This is a genomic window from Aliidiomarina sedimenti (assembly GCF_003986955.1).
GTDB lineage: Bacteria > Pseudomonadota > Gammaproteobacteria > Enterobacterales > Alteromonadaceae > Aliidiomarina > Aliidiomarina sedimenti.
Window position 1 is genome coordinate 463,601 of sequence record NZ_PIPN01000002.1, and the last position, 13,306, is coordinate 476,906.

The following is a 13,306-nucleotide window of genomic DNA, read 5'->3' on the forward strand; positions in this document are numbered from 1 at the left end:
GCTCAAAGGATTTGTAAGGCCCATTGTTAGGGCTGAATTGAAAAAAAACGCCGCAAATGCGGCGTTTTTTAAGTCGAGCCAGCGACAGACTGGGTCAGGCTTCGGATTTAATGGAAAAGTCCGGATGGTAATTAACAATATTGGACTGTTGAGACCAGCGTAAAAGCTCAACCCGATTGCGTGCCTGAGTCTTTCTGAATATGGACGACAAGTGCGTTTTAACCGTATGGGCACTGATGTTCAGTTGATAAGCCACTTCTTTGTTGCGTGCTCCCTGAGCCACCAGTTTTACAATATTCAGTTCTTGCTTTGTCAGTGAAGTGTGTGGGAAGGCGCTGTCGCTATTGTTGGTTTGTTCAATGCGCCGGGTCAGCATTTCGTTGACTAGCTCTGATAGCAGCCAGCGTGGATAATACAGCTGGCCCTCGCTTAATACTTTAAATGCGGTTAACAGTTTGTCCAGCTGGTCATCGCTGTAAATAATCCCTCGTACGCCGAGATCCAATGCTTGTTGTGGATCACAACTGCCACGGGCAACGTCGAATACAAAAATAGGGAACCGCTGCGCAATCAGGTTTACTTCACTGGCTGTATGATTGTGAGTTAACTGTTTGCCAGCCATCGAATACGCCACCATTGCGTCAGCGTCGACGTCCATATGAAAAAGCTCAGAGCGACTTTTTGACTCTGTTTCAATATCAATAGAATTGGCGAGTAACGCGATATTGGTTGGCTTGGCGCTGTTAGATACAATCAGAAATTTATTATACTTTGACATAACAACCCTCATAACCCCTTGTATGGATCTCAATCCATTTGTTATAAAATCAATTTTTATATTAACACGGCGAATGAGATTTGCACGTTAAATATACGAAATACGGGGGTATGAAAAAGGCCCCGGAGGGGCCTTAGGAAGCGTGTTCTTGTATCGCGGGAAACAAAATTAATTTTTTGCGCTACCCATGCGCTCTTCCATCCGCTGCATACGGCGCTCCAGCTCACGGCTGCGGTTTTGCAGTTCCTCAGCACGCTGCTCGGCTACTTCAGCACGTTGCTCAAGCTCAGCGCTGCGCGCTTCACACTGTTCAGCAGAACGCTCAGCGTTGCGAACCTGGGCACGCAAGTCAGTGACTTCGTCTTGTTGTGCCTGTGACGCACAGCCAGACAGAAATAGCATACCTGCACTGGCTAGTACCAAGAGGGCTTTAGTTTTTAACGGCTTATTGATCATATTATTCTCCATTTTTGCTCTGATAGTGCTTACAAGCAGAGGTTGCTTATTGGTACGAAATTGTTAATGGGATACCTGTTTTGCGAGTAAAGGCAAGCTCCACCCTGTCCCAGTCTATTTGCCCTACTCGCTCTAAATTAGTATCACGCGTTTGGGTTAAGGTATAGACTAAATCTGTCGAACTTGCAGGCGCAGTACCTTGATTTACCTCACGATGCACTTCCATCACCATCTTATCCTGAGTGACACCGATTTTTAACGGCTTATCAATAATCCGCACTGGCACACCGATGGCAGTCATATAGACCAGTGCCTCGATGTCGTGGTTATTCATGCGGATGCAGCCCGCACTGGTTTGTGCCCCGATACCAAAACGCTGATTGGTCCCGTGTATGAGGTAGCCCTGAGCACTTAAGTTAATCGCATAAGGGCCAAGCGGGTTGTCTGGGCCTGCCGGAATTACGCGGCGGATCTCGCGGCCCTGTTCTTCCCAGCGTTGACGAATAGACTCCGGCGGGTACCAGGTTGGGTTTGGGATGCGGGCCGTAATATTCATATCGCCCTGCGGGGTGGGTGTATTTCCCCGGCCAATCCCTACCGGGAAGGTATGAATCGTATTTTCATCGGGTAGAAAGTAATACAGGCGGTATTCAGCCAGATTAATCACAATCCCTTCCCAGGTCACGTCTGGTAATACATATTGTGTGGGTAAGGTAACGCTGGCGCCCACTTCTGGTAGCCAGGGGTCCAGATGTAAATTAGCATCCCGGATATCGGCATAGCCCAGGCCGTGGCGCTCTGCAATATCCAGTAGCGTTTCGCCATCCGCTACCCGAACCGTTTGCACTTCACCGATCACCGACTCGCCTTCCGCTGGCCAGTCGAACTGGGTCTGAGCCATCGCTGTGCTCTGAATCAGCAACAGCAGCAACACCGCCCTGTGTATATTAACAACAACTTTCATTTACAACTGCTCAAATTTTATTTTGTTGCAGACTATACCCCCTTTTCGAGTACGGGTTAAGAGGGGCAGGTAACTTTGTCATCAAAGCGTCATCTGTTTGTTACGAAAGCGTCATACCGGCTTCGTATGCTGCTGAAAAATTCGCCATAAGCGGAGACGCGTATGAAATGGTTAGATTATATTCAACGCTACGATGAAGTGTCCTATCGGTGGTTTAGTGGAACCTGGCAATGCAGGCCCAAAGTAGTCCTCGCCAGGGTCATCTCAATGAGCGGTGACGGCTGGATGTACGCATTGTTATGCGCTGGTTTAGTGCTCACTGAGCAACCCGGGGCAAGCACCATGTTCTGGTTACTTTGTCTGACCTTCGCTGTGGAACTACCGGTCTACGTGGTACTGAAAAACACTCTGCGCCGTCAGCGGCCTTATCAACGGTTAAAGATCTGCGCGGTCATCCAGGCCAGCGATAAATTCAGTTTCCCATCCGGTCATACTACGGGTGCGTTCGTGTTTGCCATAATTGCCAGTCACTTTTTCCCTCAGGCGGCGCCCTGGTTAATTACCTGGGCTGTAACCATCGGCTTGTCCCGCGTAGCGCTGGGTGTGCACTACCCAACTGACATTCTGGCGGGCGCTGGTTTAGGAAGCGGCTTCGCTTATCTGGCACTGATTACTATGGAGTTACTATAATGAGAGTTCTATATGGTGTTCAGGGGACCGGCAATGGCCATTTAACCCGCGCGCTGGCGATGGCAACTGCATTTGAGTCCTGCCCAGAGTTGAAAGTTGATTTCCTGCTATCGGGGCGCAAACGAGCCAAGTTGTTCGGGGTCGACGCATTAGGTGACTTCAGTTGGCGAGCCGGGCTCAGTTTTGCCACCCGCGGAGGGCGCGTCTCTATTCGCGATACTTTAAGTCAGAACCCATGGTGGCGCTTTTGGCAGGACGTCCACGAGCTTGATCTGAGTGGCTATGATCTGGTGGTGACGGACTTTGAGCCGGTGTCCGCCTGGGCCGCCAGACGGCAGGGGGTTCGTTGCATTGGGCTGGGCCGCCAGTACGCGTTCTGGCAAGGGCACCATGCACTGCCGGTCAATCCATTGCAGCGTGCGATGATCCGCCAGTTTGCTCCGTGTGATGAAGCATTAGGAACGCACTGGAGTCCGCTCAATTCATCCACCTTACCGCCGTTAATTGCGCCAGTCGGAGAACTGGGCAGCGCTCAGTCGAAACGTTACCTGGTCTATTTACCGTTCGAGCCGCTGGCGGATATTGATGTGCTGTTGCAGGCGCTACCAGAGTATCAGTTTGATGTTTTTCACCCTGAAGCAACACCACGAGTGACCGCTAACGCGACGTACTTTGCGCCTTCACGGGAAGGTTTCAGACACGCATTCAGTAAAGCAGAAGGGATCATCGCCAATGCTGGCTTTGGGACCAGCAGTGAGGCGCTGGCCAGTGGTAAGAAGTTGCTGGTAAAGCCGCTGCAGAGGCAGTTTGAACAGGTTGCCAATGCGCATTGTTTACAGCATGAAGGCTTGGCTGGTGTCTGTCAGCATCTGGAGCCCGAACGGGTGCACCGCTGGATCCAGAGCCCATCTCATGCCCGGTTGCAGTGGCCCGATGTGAGTCAGCATGTAGCACAATGGATTGCCACCGGCGCGAAAACGCCAGTGGCACACTTATCGCAGCAACTATGGCAGCAAAGCGGCTTGCAACGGCAAACCGCCTGACCGACCCGGCTTATTGCTGACGTTGTTGTTCGGATTCCAGGCGCAGGGCTTCAAACTCATTACCCTCTGCCCATTGTGGCCAGTCGCGGCTGTTGGCCAGTTGATTGCCGACCCGAAAGTAAATCCAAAGGTCCTGATGGGTGCCGCGTAAATCCCATTCCGGATCGTACTCGTCGGCTGGCTTGTGATAGGCCTCACGGTTGAAAATAGCGCGCTGCTCCTGACCCCAGCTTTCGCCAAGCTCAAAGTGGTCGTTGCCACCCTTTGCATAAAGTACAGGAACCCCTTTATTGGCCAGGCTGACATGATCTGAGCGATAAAAGATACCTGCTTCCGGGTTTGTTTCCGGCGCCATGTGGCGATTTTGCATATCAACGAAAGGTGCAGCGTAGTCCTGAATATCAGAATTTTCCCAGCCAACCACGACAAAGTCACGCATGGGGCCATACACGTTGAGCACATCCATGTTGATGCCTGCGACGGCTTGCTCTAACGGCAGCAACGGGTTAGAGGCATACCAGGCAGAGCCAAGTAAACCGCGCTCTTCAGCGCCGACCAACAGAAACACCACTGAACGTTCCGGCGCTTCCCCTTTGGCGAACTCTTCTGCCATCGACAGAACACCAGCTGTGCCACTGGCGTTGTCCTGTGCACCATTGTAGATGTCGCCACTGATTGGCTCGACGCCTAAATGATCCCAGTGGGCCATGTAGATAACATGCTCTTCCGGGTGTTCAGACCCCGGAATGTAACCGGCAATGTTATGAGTGTCGATGTAGCTAAATTCATTTTCCACCGTGACTGAAGCCTGTGCATTCAGTGACATGGGTTCGAAATCACTGGATAGTGCCTGTTGATGTGCCTCTTCAAGTGTCATATCGACGTTAGCGAAGAGCTTTTCGGCGCTCTCAGCTGTAATCCAGCCTTCGATTTCGCTACGGTCCATATTGCGGTTGTCGCGCGCCAGATCAAAACGAACCGGAGAACCGCCTGCAATCACACCCCAGCCATACCCGGCCGGGCCGGTTTCATGAATAATAATAGCGCCGGTAGCACCCTGACGGGCAGCTTCTTCGAACTTGTAGGTCCAGCGGCCATAATAGGTCATCGCATTGCCAGTGAACAATGCGTCGTCCTGCGTGGCGTAGCCGGGGTCATTGACAAACATCACCACGGTTTTGCCTTCGACATCAAGACCTTCGTAGTCATTCCAGTCAAATTCAGGGGCTACAATCCCGTAGCCGACAAATACCAGATCACTGTTCTCTACGGCCACACTGTCAACTACGCGTGGAGTCCACACCATCATCTCATCGCGGTACTTAAATTCGCTGTCGCTGCCATCATGACCGATGGCCAGATTGGTAACCCGGGTTGGCGCTATGCGTACTAAGGGAACCGGCTGTAAATAGGAGTCGTCATTCAATGGCTCGATACCATTGGCTTCGAATAAGCTGGTGACATAATCGATGGTCAGCTCTTCACCCTTGGTGCCAGGGGCGCGGCCTTCGAATTCATCGGCTGACAAGGTGCGCAGATGCTCGCGGTAATTTTCATTAAAGCGATAGTCGACATATCCGTCGGCGTCGACCATTGGTTGAAGGGCCGTATCGGCGGGAGAGTCCTGCTCAGCCGGACCATTGGCAGGCGAACAGGCCACAGCAAAGGTGCCAACGGCCGCCAGTAGGCTTAAATGTCGCAACATGATTACTATATCCTCGGTTGTAGAATTCGGCAGCGTTCAGACGCTTGTTAATTATTAGCGCACTAACTATACCACTTCAGACAGGCAATGGGGGTAGCACGCATAGAATTGAGGATAAGGAGAAGCAAAAAAAAGCGCGACCGACTGGCCGCGCTTTGGTTTGTTTAGGTTCAGCTATTAAGAACGAAGGTCTTCGATGCGTTCCTGAATTTCAGGGTCGTTCTGCATGCGATACGCAATAGCGTTGTATTCTTCAACAGACAGACCACTGTTTTCTACTGCTTCAACCATTTCGCTTTGCGCTGCGATTTGCAGCTCCTGCGCTTCTTCCTGGTTTTCCGCTTCTTCCAGTTCAGCTACGAATTCATCGTTAATGCGCTCGATCTCATCTAATGCATCAGCGAATTGTTCCAGTTGCTCATCAGTAACTGGCTCACTCGCCATTTCTTCCATTTGCTGCTGAGCCTGCTGCTGTTGAGCTTGTTGCTGCTGCTGTTGTTGCTGTTCCTGAGCCAGGGCTGGCATTGAAAACAGAGCGGCGGCGATAGCTGATAATGCAAAAGTACGTTTAAACATAATAAGTTCTCCTCGTTTAAAGTTGTCACAGGTTATAAAGCGAAGGTCATGCCAGGTTGTGTAATAACCCAAAAATAATTTATAAGCTTCTGTTTTTAAAGGGGTGTTTTAATTACCCTGATGATCAAGCAGGTTACCAGGGAGCCATATAGACGGTATTAGTGTATACTTTTGTCACATGTGACAGATATGTCAGTGACAGAAGTGACACAACTATGAAAAAGTCCGTATTTCGATTTCTTCGCCTGAGTGGCTTGCAGCGAGCACTGCTTTTATACGTGGTGCTGCCCTTACTGGTTATTGCCGGCGCTGGGATAGCGGTCGGCCTTGATCGCATGGCTACGCTGGAATCCGATCGGTTAAAAGATGACGTTGAGCTAATAGGACGGGCGATTCGTTTACCCATCGGCGAAGCGCTGGCGGTAAATGATGAAGAAGCAGTGCGCCGGACGCTGCAGTCGGTTTTCGATATCGGCCGTATCTATGGTGCCTCAGTGTTTGACGTCAATGGCAATCAGGTAGCGGCGGCGGGTATTACCGAACGCGACCTGACCACCAGCCAGGTTGCTCAGCAGGTCGTTACCACTGGCGAACAGCAGGAACGCTACCGCCAGGTGTCGGGGATGTTCCTGTTCTCGCATTTTATTCCGGTCTTTGACGATCTCGGTCGCACCAACGGCTTTATTCAGATAAACCGGCGCGCCAGTGATTTTGATGCCTCTCTGACTCAGTTATCGCAAACCGCCTGGGCGACCTGGGGGGTGCTCTGCTTCGCCACCTTGGCGGTGGTGATATTCGGCCACTATGGTGGCGTCGGTCGTCACGTGAATGCGTTAACCCAAAGTATGAACCGGATTGAGCGCGGTGAGCGTGCTCATCGGGCTGATGAAGCCGGGCCGTCGGAACTGGCGGAGCTGGCGCGGGGGCTTAATCGGATGCTGAATAGCATCGACAACAAAGATAGAGAGCTGGTGCAGCGACAGGCTCATGAGGAGGCGCTTGCGCAGCAGTTGCAGTACCAGGAAAAGATGGCCGCAATTGGTCGCGTTGCCGGCGGTATCGCCCATGAGCTGGGGGCACCATTGACGGTGATTGATGGCCGTGCCCGCCGGCTGTTAAAAGACAATCAGGACCCCACTCAGGTAAGGCAGCTGGAGGCTATTCGGGGGCAGGTTGCGCGGTTAACCCGTATTGTTCGGCAATTACTCAATTATACCCGGGCTGGCAGCTCGGATTATGAATCGGTGCAGCTGCGGCCGCTGGCGAATGACTGTGTAGCCAACCTGCGTCATGAGTTAACCAGCGACGAATTGCAGATTACACTCGATGTCCCGGATGATCTGCATATTGAAGCTGACGAAGCACGACTTGAGCTGGCTTTGATTAATATTATTCGCAATGCGGCTCAGTCGGCGACGCGCGAGGTCTCAGTCGCAGCGGTCAGTGACGGAGACGGCGTTCAGATCCGGGTGCGCGATGACGGCGCCGGACTGCCTGAAGGGGTGGACCAGGCACAGTTGCTGGAGCCTTTTTTCTCAACCAAGACGCAAGGTGAAGGCACGGGTTTAGGGTTGGCAATTGTTCATAACGTGGTAACTGAGCATGGTGGCCGGGTTGCTATCGCAAACCATAGCGCAGGTGGATGTGAAGTAACAATCTGGTTGCCAACGCGGGCGTTGCCCGTGATAAAGGCAGTGGAGAATAAAGATGGCGAGTAAGACTGAGCGCATAGTCGTGGTGGAAGACGATCCGGGGCTACAGGAGCTGCTGGTTGAAGAGCTCGAAGCTGAAAAATATCAGGTACAGGCCTGCGACAGCGTGGAAAGTGCCCTGCCGTTAATTGAAAAATGGCAGCCTGACCTGGTGGTGAGCGATTTACGTTTGCCGGGTGCCAATGGCATGACCATGGTGCCTAAACTGCTCACCCTAAGCGATACCCCTTCGATTTTACTGATCACCGCATTTGGTACGGTGGCGCAAGCGGTAGAAGCGCTGAAGCAAGGTGCGGATGACTTCCTAACCAAACCGCTGGATATGGAGCATTTTCTGCTCTGTGTACGACGCCTGCTGGAAAACCGTCGTTTAAAGCATACGGTGCGGGCAATGCGAGAGCAGCAGACTGAAAACTTTCACGGCATGATTGGACGCAGCCGCACCATGCGTGATTTATACCAGCAAATTCATCAGGTCGCTGATGCTGGTTCGGCGGTGCTCGTGCTTGGCGAAAGTGGCACCGGTAAAGAACTGGTGGCGCAAGCTATTCATGCCGAAAGTGCGCGAAAGCAAGGCCCGTTTCTGGCGGTTAACTGTGCAGGCATTCCGAAAGAGCTGATGGAAAGCGAGTTCTTTGGCCATGCGGCGGGCGCATTTACCGGTGCCCAGAAGGCACGCAGCGGTTTGTTGAAGGAAGCCCATGGTGGCACCTTGTTACTGGACGAAATTGGTGAAATGCCGCTTGAGTTGCAGGCGAAGCTGCTCCGAGTGTTGCAGGAAGGCACTATTCGCGCTGTTGGCAGTGACCAGGAAACCCTGGTCGATGTGCGTATTATCGCTGCAACCCACCGTGACCTGGAAACTCTGGTTAGCGAAGGTAAGTTCCGTCAGGATCTGTTTTATCGTCTGGAAACCTTTGCGCTCAAGGTACCTCCGTTGCGCGAGCGAGGGGATGACCGTGAGTTGTTAGCACAGCATTTCGTCGCCGCGCTGAGTAAAGATGATGGACTGTCGCCTTCATTGTCACGTGAGACGATGGAGAAAATCTACGACTACCCTTTTCCGGGCAATGTAAGAGAGCTGCAAAACGCGATGGAACGGGCAGTAACCTTCTGTCAGGACAGCGAAATTCGTCCCGAACACCTGCCTGAACGAATGCAGCAGGCTTCCCAGTTAACCTTAAGTCAGAACGACACTGGCAATAGCGAGCCCGGCATGCGTGAGCTACGCTCATTAAGTGATGTACAACGCGACTATGTTCGCTATGTGCTGCGTGAGACTGGCGGTAATAAGCGCAAAGCCGCTGAGGTGCTCGGCGTTACCCGTCGCACACTGTACCGCTGGCTGGAAGACTGATCGTTTGTCATAACGCATACGTAGCGCTGTGATAACTACGTTGATCAATAAGGAACGGGAATGAAAGTATTAATGATTTTGACGTCTCATGAGCAACTTGGAGATACAGGTAACAAAACCGGATTCTGGGCGGAAGAGTTTGCTGCGCCCTATTATGTGTTCGCCGATGCCGGAGTCAGTATCACTCTGGCGTCGCCAAAAGGTGGTCGGCCACCGATCGACCCAAACAGTGAAACCGAAGATGCCCAGACTGCAGCGACAGAGCGTTTTTACAAAGATGACGCGCTACAGGAGACCCTGTCTAACACGGTGAAGCTGAGCGAGGTCCGTGCTGATGACTTTGATGCGGTTTTTTATCCCGGAGGGCACGGACCAATGTGGGATCTGGCAGAGGATAAAACATCCATTCGTCTGTTGGAGGAGTTCTGGCAGCAAGGTAAAGCCGTTGCTGCGGTTTGCCATGCTCCCGCGGTACTGCTAAACGCCAGCCTGGCCGGAAAGCCTTTAATCGCAGGGCGCGCTGTAACTGGCTTTAGTAACAGCGAAGAAGAGGCCGTTGAGTTGACCTCTGTGGTGCCATTTTTGCTTGAGGATGAACTCAAAGGTAAAGGTGCCCGCTACGAGAAAACCGATGACTGGAAGCCATATGTTATCCAGGACGGCATGTTGATTACCGGGCAGAACCCAGCCTCATCGGAGCCTGCAGCGAAAGCACTGCTTCATATTCTGAATGGCGAACCTTAACGCTTGCCTATATGACCGGTGGTTATTAAAGTAAATAACCACCGGTCACCTAACTTAAAAGCGCCGTTCGACTGCAAACCCGGCACTCAGCTGACGGCCTGGAGCGGGCTCGAACGAACGTCCACTTCCCTGATTCACAATCACAGAACCCACGTAGTTGCGGTCAAGCAGGTTGTCGATCCGTAACCACTGGCGGAATTGCCATTGAGCGATCTGCTGGCGTGCTTCCACCGCGCTATGCCAAAGCACGAATGAGGGCGCGAATTCTGTATTGCCGTCGTTGCTGGCAATTCGCGAGCGATACTGTGCGGTAAGCGACGCACGCAAACGCTGATCCTGCCAGGGGGAAAGGTTGAGCTGAGCATACAGATTGCTGGTTGCAACCCCGGGGATACGCTGGTCGTCTAGCTGTCCCCCTTTATAGCGAGCCTTGATAATGGTTGCCGCTCCCCGCAGGTCAAGAATCGGTGTCCACTGATAGGTACCGCTTAGCTCGACACCCTGGCGTTTAGTTTCTGCAGCGTTTCGATACGTGGTGCGCCCATCGACCGATTGGTCGACCACGATTTCATCATCCGTACGCACTTCAAACAGACTGAGCTGAGCCATTCCTTTTTCAGTCAGCCACTTATGACCAAACTCAAACTGCTGCACCTGTGCCGGACCGAGTTCGGGGTTGAGGCCACTGCCATCGTTTCGATACGCTAGTTCAGTCAGTGTTGGGGTTTCGAATCCCGCGCCAGCCGATGCAAATACCGACCAGGTGTCAGTTAGCTGATAGTTAAAACCAGTCGTCCAAGCGTGCTCGGAGTAATCGATTTGGCCACTGTCGTCCGGACGTATGCCGTCAATTATAAAGCGGTCCTCGACCGCAAACTTCATATCCGAGACACGGCCGCCGAGTAACCAGGTTAACTGGTCGGTAAGTGCGTACTGACTGAGCGCGTAGAGATCGGTTTTCTCAACATCGCCGGTTTCGTCACGGCGCAGTTCACCCGCGGTGCCGAACTCATTTACAAAGCCCAGGCGCGTGTCTTGCTGTCGTTCAATATCGGTTCCCAGACTCAACTGCCACTGGTCATTGAAGGCTGCCGGACGCCAGTTGACCTGACCATGAACCCCGTAAAAGTCACGGGTCAGGTCTATTACGGCACCCGACGAGGTCAGGTCTGAGCCTGGAAAGGGCAGAAATTGTTCCACCTCTCGTTGTCCATTCCAGGCTGCTAGCTGCCAGTCCACGTTGGTCAGGGTCTGACGCAAGGTGGCAGACTGCTGACGATGACGGATCTGCTTGCGGGTGTTGAACACCGTAGCGCCAGCAAAGGTTTGCTGCGGATCTTCGCGCCATTGTTCAGCGGTTAACGAGCCAGGGTCCTGCAACAAGGGGGCATTGTTATCATCGGCACGGACAATAAGCTCCAGCCCGTTAGCAAACTGATAACCGCTGCGTAGTGCGTACTGGTCGCGCTCTACTTTGCCGTGAGAACGGTCGCCGTCGGTGCGAAAGCCGGCATAATGCCCGGATAAAAAGAACGGACCCTGCACATAAGCGCCATTCAAAGCGGTTCGTTGACGGCCGTTTTCACCGACCGCAAGTGAGGCACCAAGGTAGCTCTGCCGGGGTTGGGTGCTTTGCAGATTGATGACTCCGCCTGCCGCATTGCCGTAGACGCTGGCAATGGGGCCGCGGAGAACTTCCACATGAGCTGGTTCATCGACAAAGATACTCGACGTTTGTGCCTGCCCGTCGGGCATCGATAATGGAATACCGTCGAGTCGCATGACCACACCGCGCACACCAAAGGCGGCCCGGGCGCCGAACCCGCGCAACACGATACGGGTGTCCTGCGCGAAATTGTAGCGGGTATCGGTTTGCACGCCGGGAATGCCGGCCAGGATTTCTGCCATGTCGATGCGCATGCCCGGGAGTTGCTGATCGACTTCCACGCGGTCGATAGAACCAGCGGAGTTCAACCAGGGCTGGCGGGTGCGCGTTGCTGTTACCACGACCCGCTCAATCGGCTCGTCTTGTGCGCTAGCAGAATCGTCCGCGTCGCTGGCGACGCCGGGTAAAGCTAATGAAAAAAGGCTCGCGGTGATCGCGAGCCTTGAAATTGATTGATTCATAGATACCACTCCGCAGGCTTACTCAGCAGGAGATAAACGCAGTACTTTTCCATCCGCGTTGTCCGTTAACAGATAAATATACCCTTCTGGGCCAACCTGAACCTGCCGGATACGTTGGCCAAGTTCCAGGGTTTCCTGATGGATCACATGGTCACCATCGATTTCGAGCCGCGCAACCTGTTGTCCGCGCAAACCGGTTGCCAGTACATTTCCCTGCCATGCCGGGAACTGGTTTCCGTCATAAAAGACCATGCCCGATACGGCGATAGATGGTGTCCAGTGCCAAACCGGCAGTTCCATATCGTCTTTCTTGAAGCCGATACCCACTTCGCCACCACCGTACTGTTCACCATGGGTTATGACTGGCCAGCCATAATTGTGTCCGGATTGTGGCCGGTTCAGTTCGTCACCGCCTTGTGGGCCATGCTCGACAGCCCACAAATGACCGGTTGAAGGTTGGATATCCATGCCCTGGATATTGCGGTGGCCGTAAGACCAGATCTCCTCAAGAGCGCCTTCTTCGTTGACATAGGGGTTGTCCTCCGGCACCGAACCATCGGGGTGGATTCGAACCAGCTTACCGGTATGCTTATCCAGTGTCTGGGCATCATCCTGACGGTGTCCGCGGTCACCAAGCCCTATAAACAGATACTCGCCATCGTCGCTAAATGTCAACCGACCGCCGTAGTGACGACCGCCTTCTTCTTTTGGATACTGACTGAAGATAACTTCAAGATCATGCAGCGCATTGTCTTCGAGGCGAGCACGGGCAACCGCAGTACTGGTGATTTCACTGCCTTCGCTTTCAGGTTCTGAATAGGAGAAATAAATCAGGCTATCGCTGCTGTAATTGGGGCTCAATTTCACGTCGAATAACCCGCCCTGGCGCATAACCTTGATTTCAGGTAAGCCACTGATGGCTTCTCCGTGCGTGCCGTCCGCTTCAATAATACGCATGGTTCCTGCACGCTCTGTCACCAGCATCCGGCCGTCATTTAAGAACGCCAGTCCCCATGGGTGGTTAAGGCCTTCAGCGACGGTTTCGACGTCGACGTCAGCCCAGCGGGTTTCAATGGTTTCAGCCTGAGCTGTGGCCAGCGTCAGAGCGCTTAGGCTTGCCAATGCGAGTGAACGGGTAACTAATTTCATGTTGC

Annotated in this window: 12 protein-coding genes; 5 read left to right on the forward strand and 7 right to left on the reverse strand. The window is 53.0% G+C overall.

Going from position 1 to position 13,306, the window contains the following annotated elements:
- Positions 1 to 94: 94 nt before the first annotated feature.
- The 3 genes from CWE12_RS06815 to CWE12_RS06825 all read right to left on the reverse strand — a co-directional run bounded on the left by CWE12_RS06815 (position 95) and on the right by CWE12_RS06825 (position 2,198).
- Positions 95 to 778, reverse strand: coding sequence for a response regulator transcription factor (locus tag CWE12_RS06815; RefSeq protein ID WP_157981937.1), 684 nt, complete (start codon positions 776 to 778; stop codon positions 95 to 97).
- A gap of 168 nt (positions 779 to 946) precedes the next feature.
- Positions 947 to 1,234: a hypothetical protein gene (locus CWE12_RS06820; RefSeq protein WP_157981938.1), complete on the reverse strand. Its 288-nt coding sequence runs from the start codon at positions 1,232 to 1,234 to the stop codon at positions 947 to 949.
- Positions 1,235 to 1,280: 46 nt separating this feature from the next.
- Complete coding sequence (locus CWE12_RS06825) at positions 1,281 to 2,198, reverse strand: L,D-transpeptidase family protein (protein ID WP_126788923.1); 918 nt, start codon at positions 2,196 to 2,198, stop codon at positions 1,281 to 1,283.
- Between the two features lie 162 nt (positions 2,199 to 2,360).
- On the opposite strand from CWE12_RS06825, the gene CWE12_RS06830 reads away from it, so the two are divergent.
- A complete protein-coding gene (locus tag CWE12_RS06830) occupies positions 2,361 to 2,888 on the forward strand; it encodes a phosphatase PAP2 family protein (RefSeq protein ID WP_126788924.1) in 528 nt (175 codons plus the stop codon).
- Entirely contained in the window at positions 2,888 to 3,931 is a 1,044-nt protein-coding gene (locus CWE12_RS06835) for a glycosyltransferase family protein (protein ID WP_126788925.1), read from the forward strand. Before CWE12_RS06830 ends, CWE12_RS06835 begins: the two co-directional genes overlap by 1 nt.
- 10 nt (positions 3,932 to 3,941) lie before the next feature.
- Here CWE12_RS06835 and CWE12_RS06840 read toward each other — a convergent pair whose 3' ends face one another.
- Both CWE12_RS06840 and CWE12_RS06845 read right to left on the reverse strand, forming a co-directional pair.
- Complete coding sequence (locus CWE12_RS06840; protein ID WP_126788926.1) at positions 3,942 to 5,636, reverse strand: M28 family metallopeptidase; 1,695 nt, start codon at positions 5,634 to 5,636, stop codon at positions 3,942 to 3,944.
- A gap of 177 nt (positions 5,637 to 5,813) precedes the next feature.
- Entirely contained in the window at positions 5,814 to 6,212 is a 399-nt protein-coding gene (locus CWE12_RS06845; RefSeq protein WP_126788927.1) for a DUF4168 domain-containing protein, read from the reverse strand.
- Positions 6,213 to 6,427: 215 nt separating this feature from the next.
- On the opposite strand from CWE12_RS06845, the gene CWE12_RS06850 reads away from it, so the two are divergent.
- Genes CWE12_RS06850 through CWE12_RS06860 form a run of 3 tightly spaced genes read left to right on the forward strand, consistent with a single transcriptional unit; the run spans position 6,428 to position 10,025 of the window.
- The gene (locus CWE12_RS06850; protein ID WP_241984157.1) at positions 6,428 to 7,930 is read left to right on the forward strand and encodes a sensor histidine kinase; all 1,503 of its coding nucleotides are present in this window, start codon (positions 6,428 to 6,430) and stop codon (positions 7,928 to 7,930) included.
- Positions 7,920 to 9,281, forward strand: coding sequence for a sigma-54-dependent transcriptional regulator (locus tag CWE12_RS06855; protein WP_126788928.1), 1,362 nt, complete (start codon positions 7,920 to 7,922; stop codon positions 9,279 to 9,281). The genes CWE12_RS06850 and CWE12_RS06855 overlap by 11 nt, the downstream gene beginning before the upstream one ends.
- 60 nt (positions 9,282 to 9,341) lie before the next feature.
- Positions 9,342 to 10,025: a type 1 glutamine amidotransferase domain-containing protein gene (locus CWE12_RS06860; RefSeq protein ID WP_126788929.1), complete on the forward strand. Its 684-nt coding sequence runs from the start codon at positions 9,342 to 9,344 to the stop codon at positions 10,023 to 10,025.
- 54 nt (positions 10,026 to 10,079) lie between these two features.
- Here the strand turns inward: CWE12_RS06860 and CWE12_RS06865 are convergent, their stop codons facing one another.
- Entirely contained in the window at positions 10,080 to 12,152 is a 2,073-nt protein-coding gene (locus tag CWE12_RS06865) for a TonB-dependent receptor family protein (protein ID WP_126788930.1), read from the reverse strand.
- A gap of 18 nt (positions 12,153 to 12,170) precedes the next feature.
- On the reverse strand, positions 12,171 to 13,301 hold the full coding sequence (locus CWE12_RS06870) for a PQQ-dependent sugar dehydrogenase (protein WP_126788931.1): 1,131 nt from the start codon (positions 13,299 to 13,301) through the stop codon (positions 12,171 to 12,173).
- Positions 13,302 to 13,306 lie beyond the last annotated feature (5 nt).